This is a genomic window from Fluctibacter halophilus (assembly GCF_020687825.1).
GTDB lineage: Bacteria > Pseudomonadota > Gammaproteobacteria > Enterobacterales > Alteromonadaceae > Fluctibacter > Fluctibacter halophilus.
Genome location: NZ_JAJEWP010000001.1, coordinates 1,009,018 through 1,025,789, shown reverse-complemented (window position 1 = coordinate 1,025,789; position 16,772 = coordinate 1,009,018). Strand labels below are relative to the sequence as shown.

Annotated in this window: 18 protein-coding genes and 3 tRNA genes; 11 read left to right on the top strand and 10 right to left on the bottom strand. The window is 52.8% G+C overall.

Annotation, left to right across the window (positions count from 1 at the left end; all coding sequences use genetic code 11):
- The first annotated feature begins 141 nt into the window (after window positions 1-141).
- The 6 genes from LJ739_RS04730 to LJ739_RS04705 all read left to right on the top strand — a co-directional run bounded on the left by LJ739_RS04730 (window position 142) and on the right by LJ739_RS04705 (window position 5,536).
- Window positions 142-1,014: a kinase gene (locus tag LJ739_RS04730; RefSeq protein WP_229157494.1), complete on the top strand. Its 873-nt coding sequence runs from the start codon at window positions 142-144 to the stop codon at window positions 1,012-1,014.
- Complete coding sequence (locus LJ739_RS04725) at window positions 1,015-1,836, top strand: HAD-IIB family hydrolase (protein ID WP_229157491.1); 822 nt, start codon at window positions 1,015-1,017, stop codon at window positions 1,834-1,836. It abuts the gene before it with no gap.
- Window positions 1,837-1,844: 8 nt separating this feature from the next.
- Window positions 1,845-3,068: a glycosyltransferase family protein gene (locus LJ739_RS04720; RefSeq protein WP_229157489.1), complete on the top strand. Its 1,224-nt coding sequence runs from the start codon at window positions 1,845-1,847 to the stop codon at window positions 3,066-3,068.
- Window positions 3,069-3,072: 4 nt separating this feature from the next.
- Complete coding sequence (locus LJ739_RS04715) at window positions 3,073-4,821, top strand: sugar phosphorylase (protein WP_229157487.1); 1,749 nt, start codon at window positions 3,073-3,075, stop codon at window positions 4,819-4,821.
- 259 nt (window positions 4,822-5,080) lie between these two features.
- On the top strand, window positions 5,081-5,293 hold the full coding sequence (locus LJ739_RS04710) for an EF-hand domain-containing protein (RefSeq protein ID WP_229157485.1): 213 nt from the start codon (window positions 5,081-5,083) through the stop codon (window positions 5,291-5,293).
- A 33-nt stretch (window positions 5,294-5,326) separates the two neighbouring features.
- The gene (locus LJ739_RS04705) at window positions 5,327-5,536 is read left to right on the top strand and encodes a hypothetical protein (RefSeq protein WP_229157483.1); all 210 of its coding nucleotides are present in this window, start codon (window positions 5,327-5,329) and stop codon (window positions 5,534-5,536) included.
- A 59-nt stretch (window positions 5,537-5,595) separates the two neighbouring features.
- On the opposite strand, the gene LJ739_RS04700 is transcribed toward LJ739_RS04705, so the two are convergent.
- Window positions 5,596-5,949 carry a VOC family protein gene (locus tag LJ739_RS04700; protein ID WP_229157481.1) on the bottom strand — a complete coding sequence of 118 codons (354 nt, stop codon included), beginning with the start codon at window positions 5,947-5,949 and terminating at the stop codon, window positions 5,596-5,598.
- A gap of 413 nt (window positions 5,950-6,362) precedes the next feature.
- A complete protein-coding gene (locus LJ739_RS04695) occupies window positions 6,363-6,674 on the bottom strand; it encodes a DUF3718 domain-containing protein (protein WP_229157478.1) in 312 nt (103 codons plus the stop codon).
- 413 nt (window positions 6,675-7,087) lie between these two features.
- Between LJ739_RS04695 and LJ739_RS04690 the strand changes: the two genes are divergently transcribed.
- Genes LJ739_RS04690 through LJ739_RS04680 form a run of 3 tightly spaced genes read left to right on the top strand, consistent with a single transcriptional unit; the run spans window position 7,088 to window position 10,570 of the window.
- A complete protein-coding gene (locus tag LJ739_RS04690) occupies window positions 7,088-7,963 on the top strand; it encodes a TraB/GumN family protein (RefSeq protein ID WP_229157476.1) in 876 nt (291 codons plus the stop codon).
- Between the two features lie 8 nt (window positions 7,964-7,971).
- Window positions 7,972-9,195 (top strand): molybdopterin molybdotransferase MoeA, encoded by a 1,224-nt coding sequence (gene moeA / locus LJ739_RS04685; RefSeq protein ID WP_229157474.1) that lies wholly within the window; start codon window positions 7,972-7,974, stop codon window positions 9,193-9,195.
- Between the two features lie 10 nt (window positions 9,196-9,205).
- Entirely contained in the window at window positions 9,206-10,570 is a 1,365-nt protein-coding gene (locus LJ739_RS04680) for an MATE family efflux transporter (RefSeq protein WP_229157472.1), read from the top strand.
- A 79-nt stretch (window positions 10,571-10,649) separates the two neighbouring features.
- On the opposite strand, the gene LJ739_RS04675 is transcribed toward LJ739_RS04680, so the two are convergent.
- The 5 genes from LJ739_RS04675 to dnaQ form a co-directional block, all read right to left on the bottom strand.
- A tRNA-Asp gene (locus LJ739_RS04675) sits at window positions 10,650-10,726 on the bottom strand.
- Window positions 10,727-10,751: 25 nt separating this feature from the next.
- Window positions 10,752-10,828, bottom strand: a tRNA-Asp gene (locus LJ739_RS04670).
- Window positions 10,829-10,860: 32 nt separating this feature from the next.
- Window positions 10,861-10,937: transfer RNA gene (locus LJ739_RS04665), tRNA-Asp, on the bottom strand.
- A 178-nt stretch (window positions 10,938-11,115) separates the two neighbouring features.
- The gene (locus LJ739_RS04660) at window positions 11,116-12,633 is read right to left on the bottom strand and encodes a TIGR03503 family protein (protein ID WP_229157470.1); all 1,518 of its coding nucleotides are present in this window, start codon (window positions 12,631-12,633) and stop codon (window positions 11,116-11,118) included.
- 6 nt (window positions 12,634-12,639) lie between these two features.
- A complete protein-coding gene (dnaQ, locus tag LJ739_RS04655; protein WP_229157467.1) occupies window positions 12,640-13,350 on the bottom strand; it encodes a DNA polymerase III subunit epsilon in 711 nt (236 codons plus the stop codon).
- A gap of 23 nt (window positions 13,351-13,373) precedes the next feature.
- Between dnaQ and rnhA the strand changes: the two genes are divergently transcribed.
- Entirely contained in the window at window positions 13,374-13,898 is a 525-nt protein-coding gene (gene rnhA, locus LJ739_RS04650; protein ID WP_407646738.1) for a ribonuclease HI, read from the top strand.
- Here rnhA and LJ739_RS04645 read toward each other — a convergent pair whose 3' ends face one another.
- Window positions 13,899-14,876: an NAD(P)H-quinone oxidoreductase gene (locus tag LJ739_RS04645; protein ID WP_229157463.1), complete on the bottom strand. Its 978-nt coding sequence runs from the start codon at window positions 14,874-14,876 to the stop codon at window positions 13,899-13,901. It abuts the gene before it with no gap.
- Window positions 14,873-15,145 (bottom strand): acylphosphatase, encoded by a 273-nt coding sequence (yccX, locus tag LJ739_RS04640; RefSeq protein WP_229157460.1) that lies wholly within the window; start codon window positions 15,143-15,145, stop codon window positions 14,873-14,875. The genes LJ739_RS04645 and yccX overlap by 4 nt, the downstream gene beginning before the upstream one ends.
- Before the next feature lie 57 nt (window positions 15,146-15,202).
- Here yccX and LJ739_RS04635 point away from each other — a divergent pair, with 57 nt between their 5' ends.
- Window positions 15,203-16,390 (top strand): class I SAM-dependent rRNA methyltransferase, encoded by a 1,188-nt coding sequence (locus LJ739_RS04635; protein WP_229157458.1) that lies wholly within the window; start codon window positions 15,203-15,205, stop codon window positions 16,388-16,390.
- Between the two features lie 13 nt (window positions 16,391-16,403).
- Here LJ739_RS04635 and LJ739_RS04630 read toward each other — a convergent pair whose 3' ends face one another.
- Window positions 16,404-16,706 carry a PilZ domain-containing protein gene (locus LJ739_RS04630; protein WP_229157456.1) on the bottom strand — a complete coding sequence of 101 codons (303 nt, stop codon included), beginning with the start codon at window positions 16,704-16,706 and terminating at the stop codon, window positions 16,404-16,406.
- Window positions 16,707-16,772 lie beyond the last annotated feature (66 nt).

Here is a 16,772-nt window from a genome sequence, read left to right as displayed (position 1 = left end):
TCAGGCTTAAGCATACGCTAATCCACCCAACACTGTGAACCTGTTTGTCATGTCACTGCACAACCACCCTGGCACATATGTTGATGCTACTCTTACATAATGCCGTTAATTGTGGTGCAAAATTGCTCAGGAACACCCACTATGCTTAATGAGTTTGCTGAAAAAAATGCATTAGATCAGTCATTTATACACACTGCGCAAAAATGGTTCATTCCCTTGGCGGAGCAGATTGAAGTGCACCATGATAGTGCAAACGGCCCCCTTTTCGTTGGTGTTAACGGTGCACAGGGGTCAGGGAAATCAACCCTGACCGCGTTTCTGAGCGATTACTTTAGCCGTCGCTGCGGTCTCTCGGTCGCCAACCTGTCGCTGGATGACTTTTACTTGTCACGCCAGCAACGGGCTGAACTGGCCCGTACCGTTCATCCACTGCTAGCTACCCGCGGTGTGCCGGGCACCCACGACACCAAGAGTATGGCCGATGTGCTGATGGCGTTACGTGACAGCACCGACGTGGCCCTGCCGCGATTTGACAAATCGATGGATGATCCAGTGCCACGGCAACAATGGTCCCATTGCTCACACGCCGACATTGTATTGTTTGAAGGATGGTGTTGGGGCGTTCGCCCGCAAACAGCCAATGCCCTGTTGCAACCCGTCAATGCACTGGAGGCCGAAGAAGATCCAAACGGTGTATGGCGCCGCTACGTTAACCAGGTATTAGCCACCGATTACGTACCGTTGTATGCCCATATGGATCATTGGGTCATGCTAAAAGCACCGTCATTTGCCTGTATCTACCAATGGCGACTGGAGCAGGAACACAAGCTCGCGGCACGCATGGGATCGGATGCTCCCGGCATCATGAGCGCTGAACAGGTGAAACGGTTCATTCAACACTATCAGCGACTCACGGAACACGGTCTGGCCACCTTGCCATTCCATTGCGACTGGGTATACAGCCTGAATACCCATCGTCACATCAACAGTTGTCACCAAAGGGGAAAGGACTAAATGACCGAGTTCGTAGTATTCACCGACATGGACGGTACTTTGCTGGATCACCATACCTACAGCATGGATGCCGCCATACCCATGCTGAACAGGCTAAAACAGTTGGGCATTCCAGTCATCCCCAACACCAGTAAAACCTACGCAGAAATGCGCGTGCTGCGTGAAACGCTCGGACTCGACGGGCCATTTTGTGTTGAAAATGGCGCCGCAATTCATATTCCCCATGGTTTTTTTGAGCAAAAACCCCCTGGCACCCAATGGCAGGATGATCATTGGGTGCACCAGTTTTGTTCCCGTAAACACTACTGGACCAATTTATTGCGTCAGGTCAAAGAACGGTATCCCGACAGCTTTGTGGGTTTTAGCGATATGAGCCTGGATGACATCGTGGCTGCTACCGGTCTGAGTCCCGCCCAAGCGGCACTGGCGGCGCAGCGTCAGTACGGTGAGCCGGTACTTTGGCGCGGTAGCGAACAACAAAAACAGCAGTTCATGGACGACTTGCGCCAAAATGGCGCCACCCCACTGCAAGGCGGTCGCTTTATCCATGTGTCAGGTGATTGCAATAAGGGTCAGGCGCTGCGTTGGTTTATGCAGGAATGGCGCCGCCAGTATCCGCACAAACCCTGCCGCAGCATTGCCCTGGGTGATGGCAACAATGACATCGCCATGCTACAGGCGGCGGACGTCGCCATTCGGATCCTGTCGCCGGTTAACCCACCGCCGACGGTACAAGGACATCCCCATTGTTTAACCAGCACGCTGGAAGGCCCGGCGGGTTGGAACGAAATGTTAACTCAACTGCTTGAACAACAGGTCTAGGAGGCTTTATGGCAGATTTTTACCAAAACGGTGTGGTCACCACTCTACACAACCTGGATGAGCGCCCCATTGAAGACCTTGAAGAAGAGTTGCTGTCCTTTTCCCGTAAACGACCGATGGCGGTGTTGTTACCCTCATTGTTTTCCGAACTGGAAGGACCGGCATTGAGTAATATTATTCAGAACATTGCCCAAGTCCCCTACTTGTCACAAATCGTGATCGGACTGGATCGTGCTGATCAAGCGCAGTATCAGTACGCACTGAAATTCTTTGACACCCTGCCACAACATCACCGTATTCTGTGGAACGACGGTCCGAGACTGAAAGCCATCGATGCCGAACTGGCTGAACTGGGTCTGGCCCCGAAAGAACTCGGCAAAGGGCGGAATGTCTGGTATTGCATGGGCTATATCCTGGCCAGTGGTAAAGCAGAGTCCGTCGCACTGCATGATTGTGACATCCTCACCTATGACAGGCACTTGTTGGCCCGTTTGATCTACCCGGTGGCCAACCCCAATTTCAACTACGAATTCTGTAAGGGCTATTACGCCCGGGTTGCAGACGGCAAGATCAATGGCCGCGTTTCACGACTTCTGGTAACCCCGTTGTTGCGGGCGTTAAAACGTATCGTGGGCGAAAGTGAATACCTGGAATTCATGGACAGCTTCCGCTATCCACTGGCGGGGGAGTTTTCGTTTCGCCGCGACGTACTCAACGACATTCGTATACCCAGCGACTGGGGATTGGAAATCGGTGTATTGTCAGAAATGCACCGTAACTATAGCCACAACCGCCTGTGCCAGGTCGACATCGCCAAAACCTATGATCATAAACACCAGGATTTGTCGCTGCACAATGATCAAGGCGGGTTATCAAAGATGTCCATTGATATCACCAAAGCCTTGTTTCGCAAGCTCGCCACCCAGGGGCAAACCTTTTCAAGTGAAACCTTTCGCTCACTGAAGGCAACCTACTTCCGCATCGCGCTGGATTTTATTGAAACCTATCACAACGACGCGGTTATGAACGGCCTCAAGCTGGATATCCATAATGAAGAAAAAGCGGTAGAAATGTTTGCTCAGAACATTATGAAAGCCGGACAAAGTTTCCTCGACAATCCCATGGAAACACCGTTCATTCCGTCCTGGAACCGCGTTGTCAGCGCCGCGCCAGACATTTTAGAGCGGCTGAAAAACGCCGTGGAAGAAGACTACCTGGAATTCAGGGGGTAAGCCCATGAGTACCCAACCGTCACCGACCCTGCACGATAAAGTGCTGCACCATCTGGACACCATCTACGCCGGCATGGATGTCGATACCGGTGCACTGGCAACGGACCTGCTGGCAACCATGCGACTGGATCATCCCTACAATGAGCCGGTGCCGCATCAGAACCACTGGTCACAGGAGGACATCATCCTGATCACCTATGGTGACAGCCTGCTGGAAGAAGACGAGCATCCGTTACATACGCTGCATCACTTTTTGCACCGCTACGCCAAAGGCTACCTCAATGGCGTGCACATCTTGCCATTTTTTCCTTACAGCTCGGATGATGGTTTTGCGGTGATTGACTACTCCAGTGTTAATGAAGCCCTCGGCGACTGGCAGGATATTCAGGGGATTGCCAGTGAATTCCGTCTGATGGCCGATGTGGTGATCAATCACTGTTCGTCGCGCAGCGTCTGGTTTGATAATTTCATCAAAGGCGAAGGGATTGGGCATGACTTCTTCATGACGGCCAGCCCTCAGGATGATCTGTCATCCGTGGTCAGGCCGCGCACCTCGGAACTGTTGCGTGAAACCCAGACCGCATCTGGCACCCAATATGTCTGGTGCACCTTCAGCCATGATCAGGTCGACTTTGATTTTCGTAATCCTGCGGTACTGACCACCTTTGTCAGTATCATGCGCCAGTACCTGGACATGGGTGTCGACATCTTTCGCCTTGATGCAGTCGCTTTTTTATGGAAGGACATCACCACGCCGTGCATCAACCTGCCGCAAACCCACGAAGTGGTCAGGTTGTTGCGCACACTGGTTGAACACGCCCGTTCCAGTGCCGTGTTGATCACTGAAACCAACATTCCCAACCGTGAAAACCTGACCTACTTCGGTAATGCCAATGAAGCCCATGCCATCTATAACTTTTCATTACCCCCCCTGTTGGTTAACACCCTGATCACCGGCAATTGCCAGCATTTGAAAAACTGGATGATGAGCATGCCGCCGGCCCAGAACGGCACCACCTATTTCAATTTTATTGCGTCCCATGATGGCATTGGTTTGCGTCCGGTTGAGGGACTACTGAGTGAAATCGAACTCAATACCTTACTGTCTACCATGCAGCAATTTGGCGGCCTGGTTTCCTGGCGCACCGCCGCCAGTGGTCAACAACAACCGTATGAGATCAACATCGCACTGTACGATGCGCTGCAGGGTACGGTGCGCGGTGCGGATAAATGGGGACTGGAACGAATGATTTGCGCCCACGCCATCATGTTAGGCATGGAAGGGATCCCCGGCATTTATATTCATTCCCTGCTGGGCACTCAGAATGACTATGAAAAAGTCAAAAACACCAGCCACAACCGCTCCATTAACCGGCACCGCTGGGACTATCAGGCGCTGCAAAGTGCCCTGGCAGACCCTGTTTCAACGCATCACAAAGTGCTAAGCCGCTTACAAAGCTTAATGCAGGTGCGTACTCAGCAACCTGCGTTTCATCCCAATGCGACCCAATTTACGCTGCAGTTGGGTGATGCCGTGTTCGGGTTCTGGCGGCAAAGCATCGATCGTCGCCAAAGCATCTTTTGTATCAGTAACGTATCAGATGAGAACCAGGATATTCATTTGTCTGACATCAATTTGATAGGCACCGATCACTGGGTCGACCTGATAACCGACAGCGCCATTTCACTGGATGATCCCAGCCTGACCTTACATCCCTATCAGACCTTGTGGATCGCCAATCGGCCGGCCTGACGCTCGGTGTATACGTTTGGAATCGGTATAACTCATTGATTTATAGACGTTATGCTTTGCCCCCTCCAGATCTGTCTGTTAAATAAGACACTCTGAGGGGGTTTTACCCCACAGATCGCGACGCGTCACCTAACATCCCACAAAATACCATCTTATCTATCTGTTTTTATTGATTATTTCAAAGTTGGCATGGTCCCTGTAATAGACCAAGCGACCTTCGTTTACTTATCGACGGTACGTTTATCACAAGGAGAAAATCATGAAAAAACTGATGATGGCAGCTACTGCCCTACTCGCACTGAATGCCTACGCAGAACAAGATGCCATGAAAGCGCTGGATACCGACAAAGACGGTAAAGTCAGTGTCGAAGAAGCCGCCAAAGATGCCGGCCTTGCCGCCGTATTCGCCAAGCTGGACAGCGACCAGGATGGCTATCTGACAGCGTCGGAAATGGCCAAGCGCAGCGACTAATTACCCGTAACCATCATTCAAGGAGAATTCATTATGAAACGTTATGTAGCCCTTACCCTGTTTTTGCTGACATCTGCCGCCACTGTGGCCCGTGCTGATGTGTTGACCCAGTTGGATGCGAATGAAGACGGCAAAGTCAGTGCCGAAGAAGCCGCACAGGATGCCGCTCTGGCAGCCAAGTTTGAAGAGCTGGATACCAACAAAGACGGTTTTCTGAGCGCAGACGAACTGTCAGACCGCTAAACCAGCACCAACGGCGACCCCAACAGGGTGTTTGCAGCTCTGCAAACACCCGCCTCTCGTTACTGATCACTCCAGACCGCGAGTTCCGAGCCACCCGGACACGCAAACTGAAAGCGACGACCGCCCGGAAATGAGAAAATCGGCTTGATCACGTTGCCACCGGCTTGTTCGACCTGAGCAAGTGCACGCTCTAAATCGGCCTGATACAACACAACCAAGACACTACCGTTGTCGGTGTGTGCACTTTGTGGCGCCTGAAACAGCCCGGCATCAATACCGGCATTGTTTACCGCAGCATATTCTTCGCCGTAATCGGTAAAGGTCCATCCAAATGCCTGATGAAAAAATTGCTTGTTGCGGGCCAGATCTGTACAGGGAATTTCAATGTAGTTGATGGGCGTAACTGTATCCATGTTGATGCTCCATGTGGTATCTCGTTTAAAAGAGGCAACACTGTAGAGCACAATGGCAGGCAAGAAAAGCCCCGTATTGTCCCAGGACACGAAAGTCAATACGGGGAGTTTGCCTTACTGTAATCCGACGATTCGCCGGTCTGACCTTATCGGTGCAGGTATTATTATTATTGTGTTTGACGCACTGTGTGTGCAGACGCGAAGAGTATTGCATCCGCCGTGCCATTTTTAATTTTTCATTATTATCAATATGTTATGTTTTTACGCGTTCCCCACTGAGCAGACCATCTGTTCAAAAAAGTGCGTTGATGCACAGTTTCGGTGCCCGATATTTGTACACAGTGCATGGCAATGGAACACGCCAACGCCCTGTTAGCCTTCTCATTACCGGTGAGAATACGCGCGCTTCACGGCTATTGCATACGTTGCAGATACGCATGGATCGCCATTGCCTCCCGTTGTCGGGTGAAATCAATCAGGCTGCGGCCGTTGCATGTCATGCCACTGTCAGAGGTGAGCAGTCGCAGAACCCCTTTGCGGGATTCAGCCACCGTACCAATCTTGCGCCCTAACGCCCGGCGCATCATGGACACATCATCCTCAACCACGGCCTTACAAAAATCGGCATAGCGTAGGTCGCCGACAAAGTGATATTTCCCGCCATCACTATTGGCCATCGCGTTTTGCATAAAGCAGACCCCAATCATCACGAGTAAACGTTTCATGGTTATTTCTCCTGTCGCCATTAACGGTGTGGGGGTAATCCCCCGGATACAGGTTCACCCATTGATTAAGTGGGCTCCCCTGCTCCTTTGTTATGGCGCAAAAATCAGCAGGATGTTGTAGCCATTCTGTGAAGGCTTAGTAAACCTGAAGTAAATCAATACGTTAACGGTCGACAACAAATATAACCGACTGATTTTAAACAACTATTTTTTTTGATTTATGAGTAATGGGAGTAAAAACAAGATTGTAGTAATCAAATCGTCTAAATATTGTCCGTTGACAGCCCCTCTGTGACGACCAGAAACCGTTTTTTTAACAACTATTTACTTCATCTCGGTTTGGGCAGTGTGCTTTACCGGCTAATTTGTGTAGAGTGAGCGCCGCACGTTTTAACGAATAAAGGAAGGGTTTCGTGGGTTGGTTGTTCAAAGGCTTAAGTCTGTGTGTGCTGGTGTGTGTCGGGTCTGCGGTACAGGCAAAAACATCCGTGTGGAAGGTCAGTGACGGGGATCATCACCTTTACATCGGTGGAACCATGCACCTGTTAGCCGAACAGGATTATCCTTTACCTGATGCCTATGATCATGTTTATCGCCAGGCGGATAATTTGGTATTCGAAACGGATATGAGTGCGTTACAAAGCCCGGCATTTCAGGCTTCCATGCAACGGCAACTGACCTACCCGGCGGGACGCAGTATTGAACAATCCCTCAGCCCTGAGACGCTCAACCTGCTGCGGGCATTTTTCGCCCAGCGCAACGTTCCCTTTGATGCGGTGAAACACTACAAACCGGGGTTGATGGCATTGTCCATGAGCATGGTAGAATTTCAGCGTCTGGGACTGACCCAGGAAGGTGTCGACAACCATTTTCATCAGCGCGCACAACACGATGGCAAAGACATTGACTGGTTGGAGTCACCACAACAACAACTGGCCTTTATCGCCAGCATGGCCAATGACGACGACGATGCGCTGATCCGGTATACACTGGATGACATTAAACAGTTGCCGAGCACGCTGAAAACCATGAAATCAACCTGGCGTTCCGGTGATATGCCAGGCTTGGCGGCAATCAGTATCGACCCTATGCGGGACGCCTTTCCGGCGATATACGCAACCCTGATCGTCGATCGGAACCGCGACTGGATGCCTCAGATCCTGGCCATGCTTGAGGATCCGGATATAGAATTTGTACTGGTCGGTGCCATGCACCTGGCCGGCCCCGACAGCATACTGACACAGCTTCAGGCGAGTGGTTATACCGTTGAAGCTGTCTCTGTTCAGTGAGGTACACCATGCAACACTGTGACAATCCGAACCTCCAGTCCCTTGATGCTGCATTGCAGGTAATGCTGGCCAACATTCATCCGTTGAAGGATCAAGAAGTCATCACGGTACTGGACGCCGATCAGCGCGTCCTCAGCGAGGATGTGCTTTGCCCGATGGATGTACCGCCAGCAACCAATAGCGCGATGGATGGTTTTGCCCTGCGCTATGCTGACACGACAGATACCCGAACCTTCGAGCATGTTGGCCAAAGCCTGGCCGGACACCCTTACAACACGCCCTTGTTGCCGGGACAATGTGTCACCATTACTACCGGCGCGCTACTCCCCGAGGGTGCTGACACCGTGGTCATGGTTGAGAATGCCAGCTTATCGGGCACCACGCTGCGTTGTACCGAAGCAATCCAACCAGGCCAACACGTTCGCCCTCAAGGCGATGATTTGCAAAAAGGACAACGAATACTCGCCAAAGGGCGCCGCCTGAATCCAGCGGATCTGGCGATGCTGGCTTCGCTGGGATTGGCAACGGTCAGTGTGTATCGCAAACCAAGGGTCACGGTGTTAGCGACCGGTGATGAACTGGTCGCGCCGGGCTCCCCCTTGGCTCCAGGACAAATCTACGAATCCAATCGCAGTGCATTGATCCCCTTGTTAAACCGTGCAGGTGTCGACGTCATTGATGGCGGGATCATCGGTGACGATGCAACTGCGCTGCGCAATGCCCTTCAATCGGCCATGTCTGACAGTGATGTGGTCATCAGTTGTGGTGGCGTGTCCGTCGGTCAGGCCGATCTGGTCAAAGAGATGGTCCGTGAATTGGGTGAATTGTATGTGTGGAAATTGGCGATCAAGCCAGGTAAACCCTTTGCTTTCGGTAAGCTGGGCAACGCCTGGTTTTGCGGTTTACCGGGCAACCCGGTTTCCAGCTATGTGACCTTTGAGCAGTTGGTCCTTCCGGTGTTAAACACCCTGGCAGGACAATCTCAGTGGCCTCCACTGAACTGGACCGCGCGATTGGTAACCCCCATAAACCGGCGTGCCGGACGTCAGGAGTTTGTTCGTGCCCGACTGCACAACGACGAGCAAGGCAACCTGTGCGCCACACCACTGCCCAAACAGGGTTCCGGGATTATGCACTCGATCGCCAACGCCAATTGCTACATTGTGATCGACGCAGATGTGACGCATGTTGAAGCTGGTAGCCAGGTCAACATTCAACCTTTCTCACGCTGACGGTACAAACATGTCCACCACGGTAAAACATGAATTACGCGCGCTGGTAACGTTAGCCTGGCCCCTGCTGATTGCCCAGGTCACCCAAACCCTGATGGGGGTGTGCGACACCATCATGTCAGGCCGTTACACCGCCAATGACATGGCTGCTGTTGCTATCGGCTTCAGTGTCACGCTGCCTGCACTGTTTTTTATCCAGGGTCTGATCATGGCACTTCCGCCGATTGTGTCCCGTCTCAATGGCGAACAACAGCAGGATCGCATGGCCAACGCGACCCAGCAGATGGGTTACCTCAGTGTGTTGTTGGGATTTGCCATGTGGTTATTGATCCCTTTTGTACCGGATCTGCTGGGCTTAATGGACATGAGCGAGACGCTACTGACCATTACGGTAGACTATGTCACGTACATTCTGTTGGGCGCACCCGCGTTTGCCCTCTATCAGGTGTTACGTAACCATTGTGAGGGGCTGTCATTGACCAAGCCTACCATGGTGATCATGTTAATTGGCCTGCTGGTCAACATTCCGGCCAACTACGCGTTCATCTATGGCTACGGCCCGCTGCAGGCATACGGTGGCGCAGGTTGTGGCATAGCCACCTCACTGGTGTTTGTCGTGATGGCCGTTCTCAGTGCCCTTTATGTGTTGCGCAGCCGCCATTTCAACGCCATGCCGTTGTTTGAACAATGGCACCGCCCGTCGGTCAGTTACATACGCAAGCTGGTCGCCCTTGGGCTACCTATTGCGATGACTATCCTGTTTGAAGTGACCCTGTTTGCGGTGGTGGCGTTGTTGTTGTCCCCTTTTGGTGCGAACACCGTCGCTGCACACCAGATTGCCCTGAACTTTTCGTCACTGACCTTTATGTTTCCACTCAGCATCAGCATGGCCACCAGTATACGGGTAGCCTTGTTGTTGGGACGGCAAGATCCTCAAGCCGCCAAAGACAGCATTAAGTCAGCATTGGGGTTAAGCCTTGCCATTGCTGCATGCTCAGCGTCAGTGACCATACTGGCACGCAGTCATATTGCAGCGTTGTATACCACCGATATGGCTGTGATCGCCATTGCCGGAAAGCTCATGTTACTGGCAGCCATGTTCCAATTTTCTGATGCGGTACAGGTCATTTCCGCCGGTGCACTGCGTGGTTACAAAGACACCCGGGTGATGTTTTACCTGACATTCATTGCGTATTGGCTGATAGGACTGCCAAGCGGCTGTATTCTGGCTCTTACAGACTGGTGGGGAGAACCCATGCAAGCTGCGGGGTTTTGGGTAGGATTCATAATTGGATTAAGCAGTGCCGCGGTGATGCTGGGGATCCGCCTGCGTTACATTCAGCGCCAGCCTCTGCGCGGTCATCCATCCTGGTAGCCAAAGCAACATCCTGGATGGCGCATGGCATAAACCACAGGCACAAAAAAACCACCTCACGGTGGCTTGTGTCGATAAGTGGCGGAGCGGACGGGACTCGAACCCGCGACCCCCGGCGTGACAGGCCGGTATTCTAACCAACTGAACTACCGCTCCACGTTATCGGGATACTTTGCACATCTGGCGGAGCGGACGGGACTCGAACCCGCGACCCCCGGCGTGACAGGCCGGTATTCTAACCAACTGAACTACCGCTCCGGATTGATGCAAAGTGCGAAAATGAAGGAAAGTGGCGGAGCGGACGGGACTCGAACCCGCGACCCCCGGCGTGACAGGCCGGTATTCTAACCAACTGAACTACCGCTCCACAAAATCTTTCATTTTCAACAGTTTAGGAGTAACAAGTGGTTGCCACGTCCCTCACTGCGGCGCAGATGATACGAGGAAGGGGCAAGTGAGTCAACCGCTTTTTCACGCTTTTTTACCCCAAACGGCCCGATGGGCGTGCGTTTGCCGCTAATTTAGCCAATTCGATGAATTGTTGATCAATCATCTTCCGGAAGGGATAAATTAAGTTTGCTTCCGCCTTTGCTATTTTCCTTTTCAGCCGGTGCTTGCTCGGGCGAGGGCTTTTTACCGAATGGCCACAATGCCCGTAACCGATCCATCAGTGCGGGTTTATCCGCGCCCTGCTGTGGTTGCTGCTGCGTGCCGGGCTCACTGGTCGGCATTGCCGGCCGTTTAGGTCTCAGCAACCACCAGATGGCGCCGCCCCCCACTAACACCAGAAACACGTTGATGCCGATGATCCAGCCAGCCAAAGCGGCACCACCTAAGCCCTGCTCCTGCTCAGATTGCTGCTCCAGCATGGCTTGGGCCAGCGGGTCTTCGCCAGCCATGTTTTGTGGTTCAGCCGTCACTACCGCATCCACACCGCTCTGCTCGCCATTCGCACCCGTTGCCTGGTCAGCCGCCCCTTCTGCTGCTGGCGGCAACTCTGGTTCGGGTGCATCGACCAAGAAAGTGTATTCCGGCACATCGAGTATGAAATCACGCCCTGAGGTTGTGTTGCCGTAGGCGGTTAACTTAACCCGATAAACACCGTATTCGTAATTGATGATCTGGTGCTCGCGGGTATTCGGTGATGACTCGGTCAACGAAAAGTTCTGCACGTCACCGTTGGGAAAGCGAATCTTGCCGTCGATCAGTAACGTCTCCATGTCGACAAACTCGCGTTCGGCATCGATCAATATCTTGTGATATCCCTCATTGCCGCTGTCCAGTTGCACACTGATGTTGATCGGATTTGGATACAACATCAGGTTAGGATCGACCTGTTCACGGGTGAACATAGGGGTGGTCACCACAAACACCGGCGTCCATTCACCGTCGGGTACCGCCAGATTGAATTGTCCGGTAAACACACCGTCCATTGGCTTCTCATCCATGCCCCGACCATTATCTTCAAAGGTGGCAATGGTTTGAGCATCCGCACCGAAGTTATTGAAATTGGGATTATTGGTGCTGATCAGCCGGATATCGAGGGAAACCACGTCCCTGAATTCGGTATAGTCAATGGGCTCTCCGCCATTGGTCAGATAGGCCGTCTGTTTAAGGATCTCACCGGAGAATATGATGTCTGGTAGCGGGTCGGCATGCAGTTGAATGTCGCTGATCACCATCACCCGACTGCCGGGCAAGACTTGCCCAACCGCCTGCCATGGGCCGGGGACAGGATTTTTGATACTGATCATGTCGTACGTAGAGGCGTCATACCAAAACAGATCAACGCCATTTGCATCTTTCTGGAAAATCTTTGAACCATCAGGACGCACTAACACCACCGGCGCACTGCCGTATTCACGGAAGAACACCATGGTAATTTCGTCCACCTGGTAATCGATGCGAAAGCGGTTTTGCAGCAGTTTGATGCTGTTATGGTAGTCACCGCCCAGCGAACGGATCGGCGACACCTCTTTGGGGGGAGGTGTTTCAGTGGTTGGGGCTTGTTGAGCCCACAAAGGAAATCCCAAAAGGCCTATCAGGCCAAACAATACCCGCATACGTTCCTATGATGGTTGGCGCCAGAGACAGGAGCCCCCTGCCTTTTCCACTATGTCGAGACGACTTTCATGCTGTGCTAATTCATCGGCTGTAGCACGGATGATCTTTAGGTCTTTTCTGTCAGCGCTCAATCGACGAATGCTCTCCTGCTGATCCGACGGTCCCGAGGCATTGTTGCCATGCAGGTTGAGTTTGGTCTGACCACCGGTCATCATCAGGTAGACGTCAGCCAGGATCTCCGCATCCAGTAACGCGCCATGCAATTCACGGTGAGAGTTATCAATCCCATAGCGTTTACACAACGCATCCAGGTTGTTCTTCTGACCAGGGTGCATCTGTCTTGCCAGCATCAATGTGTCGAGCACACCACAGATACTGTCGGTGGTCACACTCAGCCCTGGCACCATGGCAAACTCATGATCCATAAAGCCGGTATCGAACGGGGCGTTGTGGATCACTAACTGGGCACCTTTGATGAATTCAACAAAGCCCTGCGCGATGTCGGCAAACACCGGTTTATCGGCCAAAAACTCGTTGGTGATGCCATGCACATCGATGGCTTCCTGTTCAACGATACGCTGTGGATTGATGTAAACGTGATAGTGATTGCCGGTCAGTCGTCGGTTTTCGATTTCAACACAGCCGATTTCGATGATCCGGTGCCCTTCTTTGGGATCGATACCGGTGGTCTCGGTATCCAGTACAATCTGTCGCATGGCAAATTCTTATGTGCGTTATGATGTTAGCCCCATTATACTGCCCGTCCGCAGAAAAAACACAAGGGAAGACCAGCACGGTGAAGAAAGTGCATATTTATACTGACGGCTCCTGCCTCGGCAACCCCGGCCCCGGCGGCTACGGTGTGGTGATGGAATACGGCAAGCATCACAAAGAACTCAGTCAGGGCTATCAGTTAACCACCAACAATCGCATGGAGTTGCTGGCCGCGATCCAGGGCCTGGCCGCCTTGAACGAGACCTGCGATGTGGTGCTAACCACCGACAGTCAATACGTTAAAAACGGCATTACCCAATGGATCCACAACTGGCGCAAACGGCAATGGCGCACCGCGGATAAGAAACCGGTCAAAAACGTTGATCTGTGGCAGCGCCTGGATGAACAGGTGCAGCGTCACCAGGTGCGCTGGGAATGGGTCAAAGGGCACAGTGGCCACCCTCAAAATGAACGTTGTGATGAGCTGGCCCGCAGTGCCGCCGAACAGTCAAACCTTCCCGAGGATACCGGCTTCAATCCGCAAAGCTGATCAGGCCTCCCAGCTGGCCACCCATTTACCCTGAGTTTGGTTGTTCAGCATGCGTTGATGCACATTATCAACGCATGCTGGGGCCACAACCCCCTCGAGCGAAACGGTAAGCCGTCCGTCGCGGAAGTCATCCAGACATTGGCCGAAATCTGCGATCAAGCGCGCTTTGTAGTCATCATCGCGGCTGCGCAATGTAGAGCCCTGTATTCGGATACGTCGTTGCAGCAACAACCCCATATCAAAGGATTGTGCAAACCGTCCGCCCAGCATGGCCAATTGCACGATACAGCCGTCCTGACGCAGGCAACGCATATTGCGGGTCAGATAGTCACCGCCCACCACATCAACAATGCAGTTAACGCCCTGCCAGTCATCGGCCTGAAGAATCTCGACAAAATCGTCGGTGTTGTAGTTGATTAGCAAATCTGCACCGGCGTCCCGACACACAGCCAGCTTTGCGTCACTGGAGGCAGTCACCGCCACTCTGGCCCCTGCCCGCTTGGCTAGCTGGATTGCCGCCAGGCCTACACCACTGGCACCTGCGTGAATGAGCACCTGTTGCCCCTGGCGAAGCTCACCAAGCCACATCAGGCTTTGCCAGGCGGTCAGAAACACTTCCATCAACCCTGCTGCCGCGTCATCTGTCAAACCGTCTGGTATCGGCAGCACATGACAGGCTTTCACCCGACAGTACTGGGCGTAGCCACCACCAGGGACCAACGCCATGACGCGCTGGCCAGTCTGCCAATCGCTGACCTGCGCGCCGCACGCGGCGATCTGTCCGGCCACTTCCAGTCCCAGGATGTCACTTTCACCGGGCGGTGGTGGATACTTTCCTGCCCGTTGCAGTGTATCAGCACGGTTGACACCGAACGCACTGACCTTGATCAATACGTCATCCGCTGCGATCTCGGGGATTGGACAGTGCTCTATATTCAATGCACGACTGTCAGGCGCTATGGCGATGTATTGCATCATCGGATTTCAAAGCCCTGGTGTTTCACCGTGCTGACAACCTTGCTGATCACATCCGTGACCTGGCTTTGTTGCGAGCCCTCCCACAGCCAATTCATCAGTGCATCGACACTGTCCTGCTCGCCGCAGGCAACCACTTCCACCCGGCCATCGGATAGATTCTTTGCATACCCGGTGACGCCAAAACGTAACGCCATATCACGGGTTGTAGCACGGAAAAATACCCCCTGCACCTGTCCGCTGACCCACGCCTGTTTGCAAACCTTCGCCATTTACGCTGTCCTATGTGTATAATCCACGCCCCATTCACGGAGCCTTGTTGAAAACGTATGTCCAGCCAAATCATTTTACAACCCAAACGTGAAAAATCTCTGCTTCGACAGCATCCCTGGATTTTCGCCAGCGCTCTGGCGCCGCTGAAAAAGCGCTTGCGCAGCGGTGAAACCGTTGATGTGATCAGCAGTGACGGACAATGGCTGGCTCGGGGTGCCTATTCGCCCCAATCGCAAATTCAGGTCAGGGTATGGACGTTTGACAAGAACGAAGTGATCGACAACGGCTTCTTTTTGCGTCGCATCCAGGCCGCCAATACGCTTAGAAAAAGTGCACTCGAGCAGTCAGGTGCCACCGGCTACCGGGTTGTTGCGGCGGAAGCCGACGGCTTGCCCGGTGTCACCATCGATCGTTATGACAATGTGCTGGTGTGCCAATTGCTGTCTGCCGGCGCAGACAAACATCGGGATAAGATCGTTTGGGCATTGAAAAAGACCTTTCCTGACTGCGTGATCTATGAGCGCAGTGATGTCGCGGTGCGGGAAAAAGAAGGCTTGCCCTTGTTGACCCAGGCACTGCACGGGGAAATACCGGACAGCGTGCAGATTGAAGAAAACGGCGTGTCGATCACGGTCAATGTGAAAGAGGGTCACAAAACCGGCTTCTACCTCGATCAGCGCGACAGTCGCGCTGCAGCAGCCCGTTATGCAAAAGGCAAAACCGTACTCAACTGTTTCAGTTATACCGGTACTTTCAGTTGCTACGCACTGAAAGGCGGTGCCAGCCACGTGACCAACATTGATGTGTCAGACCTGGCGCTGGCGATCGCAGACAAAAATCATCAACTCAATGGCATTGACCCCGAGCAGTACAGCCTGGTCAAAGAGGATGTGTTCGAAGCGCTTCGACGCTATCAACAGGACGGCAAAACCTTTGACATGATCGTGTTAGACCCGCCCAAGTTTGTCGACAGCAAAGCGAGCCTCAACCGTGCTTGCCGGGGTTACAAAGACATTAATCGTCTGGCGATGGGGCTGTTAAACCCGGGGGGCATACTGCTGACGTTCAGTTGCTCGGGGCTGATGCCTACCGAGCTTTTTCATAAAGTGGTGGCCGATGCAGCATTGGATGCGAAACGCACCGTCCACTACCTGGAAAGACTGGGCCAAGCCCCGGACCATCCGGTGCTGAGCACCTATCCGGAAGGCTATTACCTCAAGGGGTTGGTATGTCATGTGGCCTGATGGCCACACCGACTCAGGTCATTTCGGTGATTTCAACACCGATAACACAACTGTTGTCGCTGACCGATTCGCAGCGCACCACTTTGGCGCTGGCTGACAACGACGGGATCTGACTACTGGTAGATTCGATCGCCACAGTAATACGGGTACCAATCTCTACAGACGCTTCATCCAGTTCGAATGACATGCCGGTGGCACTGATGTCTTTACACACCGCAGAGACCGTACGCGTAGACTCATCATCACTGAGCTTCAGTTCGCACGGTGAATTGAGCAGCATGCGGAAAAAATTGCGCTTGTCGTCATATCCTAGCATTGATCTACCTCTCCTCACCCGATGGGCTTTTCACTTTATAGGGTGCCCATCAGACGATGTCAATGC

Coding starts and splice junctions, on each gene's coding strand:
- LJ739_RS04700 (WP_229157481.1), bottom strand. CDS start 5,949: ATGGATACAGTTACGCCCATCAACTACATTGAAATTCCCTGTACAGAT.
- LJ739_RS04720 (WP_229157489.1), top strand. CDS start 1,845: ATGGCAGATTTTTACCAAAACGGTGTGGTCACCACTCTACACAACCTG.
- moeA (WP_229157474.1), top strand. CDS start 7,972: ATGCAACACTGTGACAATCCGAACCTCCAGTCCCTTGATGCTGCATTG.
- LJ739_RS04730 (WP_229157494.1), top strand. CDS start 142: ATGCTTAATGAGTTTGCTGAAAAAAATGCATTAGATCAGTCATTTATA.
- LJ739_RS04635 (WP_229157458.1), top strand. CDS start 15,203: ATGTCCAGCCAAATCATTTTACAACCCAAACGTGAAAAATCTCTGCTT.
- yccX (WP_229157460.1), bottom strand. CDS start 15,145: ATGGCGAAGGTTTGCAAACAGGCGTGGGTCAGCGGACAGGTGCAGGGG.
- LJ739_RS04705 (WP_229157483.1), top strand. CDS start 5,327: ATGAAACGTTATGTAGCCCTTACCCTGTTTTTGCTGACATCTGCCGCC.
- LJ739_RS04695 (WP_229157478.1), bottom strand. CDS start 6,674: ATGAAACGTTTACTCGTGATGATTGGGGTCTGCTTTATGCAAAACGCG.
- LJ739_RS04680 (WP_229157472.1), top strand. CDS start 9,206: ATGTCCACCACGGTAAAACATGAATTACGCGCGCTGGTAACGTTAGCC.
- LJ739_RS04710 (WP_229157485.1), top strand. CDS start 5,081: ATGAAAAAACTGATGATGGCAGCTACTGCCCTACTCGCACTGAATGCC.
- rnhA (WP_407646738.1), top strand. CDS start 13,374: ATGTTAGCCCCATTATACTGCCCGTCCGCAGAAAAAACACAAGGGAAG.
- LJ739_RS04645 (WP_229157463.1), bottom strand. CDS start 14,876: ATGATGCAATACATCGCCATAGCGCCTGACAGTCGTGCATTGAATATA.
- LJ739_RS04725 (WP_229157491.1), top strand. CDS start 1,015: ATGACCGAGTTCGTAGTATTCACCGACATGGACGGTACTTTGCTGGAT.
- LJ739_RS04630 (WP_229157456.1), bottom strand. CDS start 16,706: ATGCTAGGATATGACGACAAGCGCAATTTTTTCCGCATGCTGCTCAAT.
- LJ739_RS04715 (WP_229157487.1), top strand. CDS start 3,073: ATGAGTACCCAACCGTCACCGACCCTGCACGATAAAGTGCTGCACCAT.
- LJ739_RS04660 (WP_229157470.1), bottom strand. CDS start 12,633: ATGCGGGTATTGTTTGGCCTGATAGGCCTTTTGGGATTTCCTTTGTGG.
- dnaQ (WP_229157467.1), bottom strand. CDS start 13,350: ATGCGACAGATTGTACTGGATACCGAGACCACCGGTATCGATCCCAAA.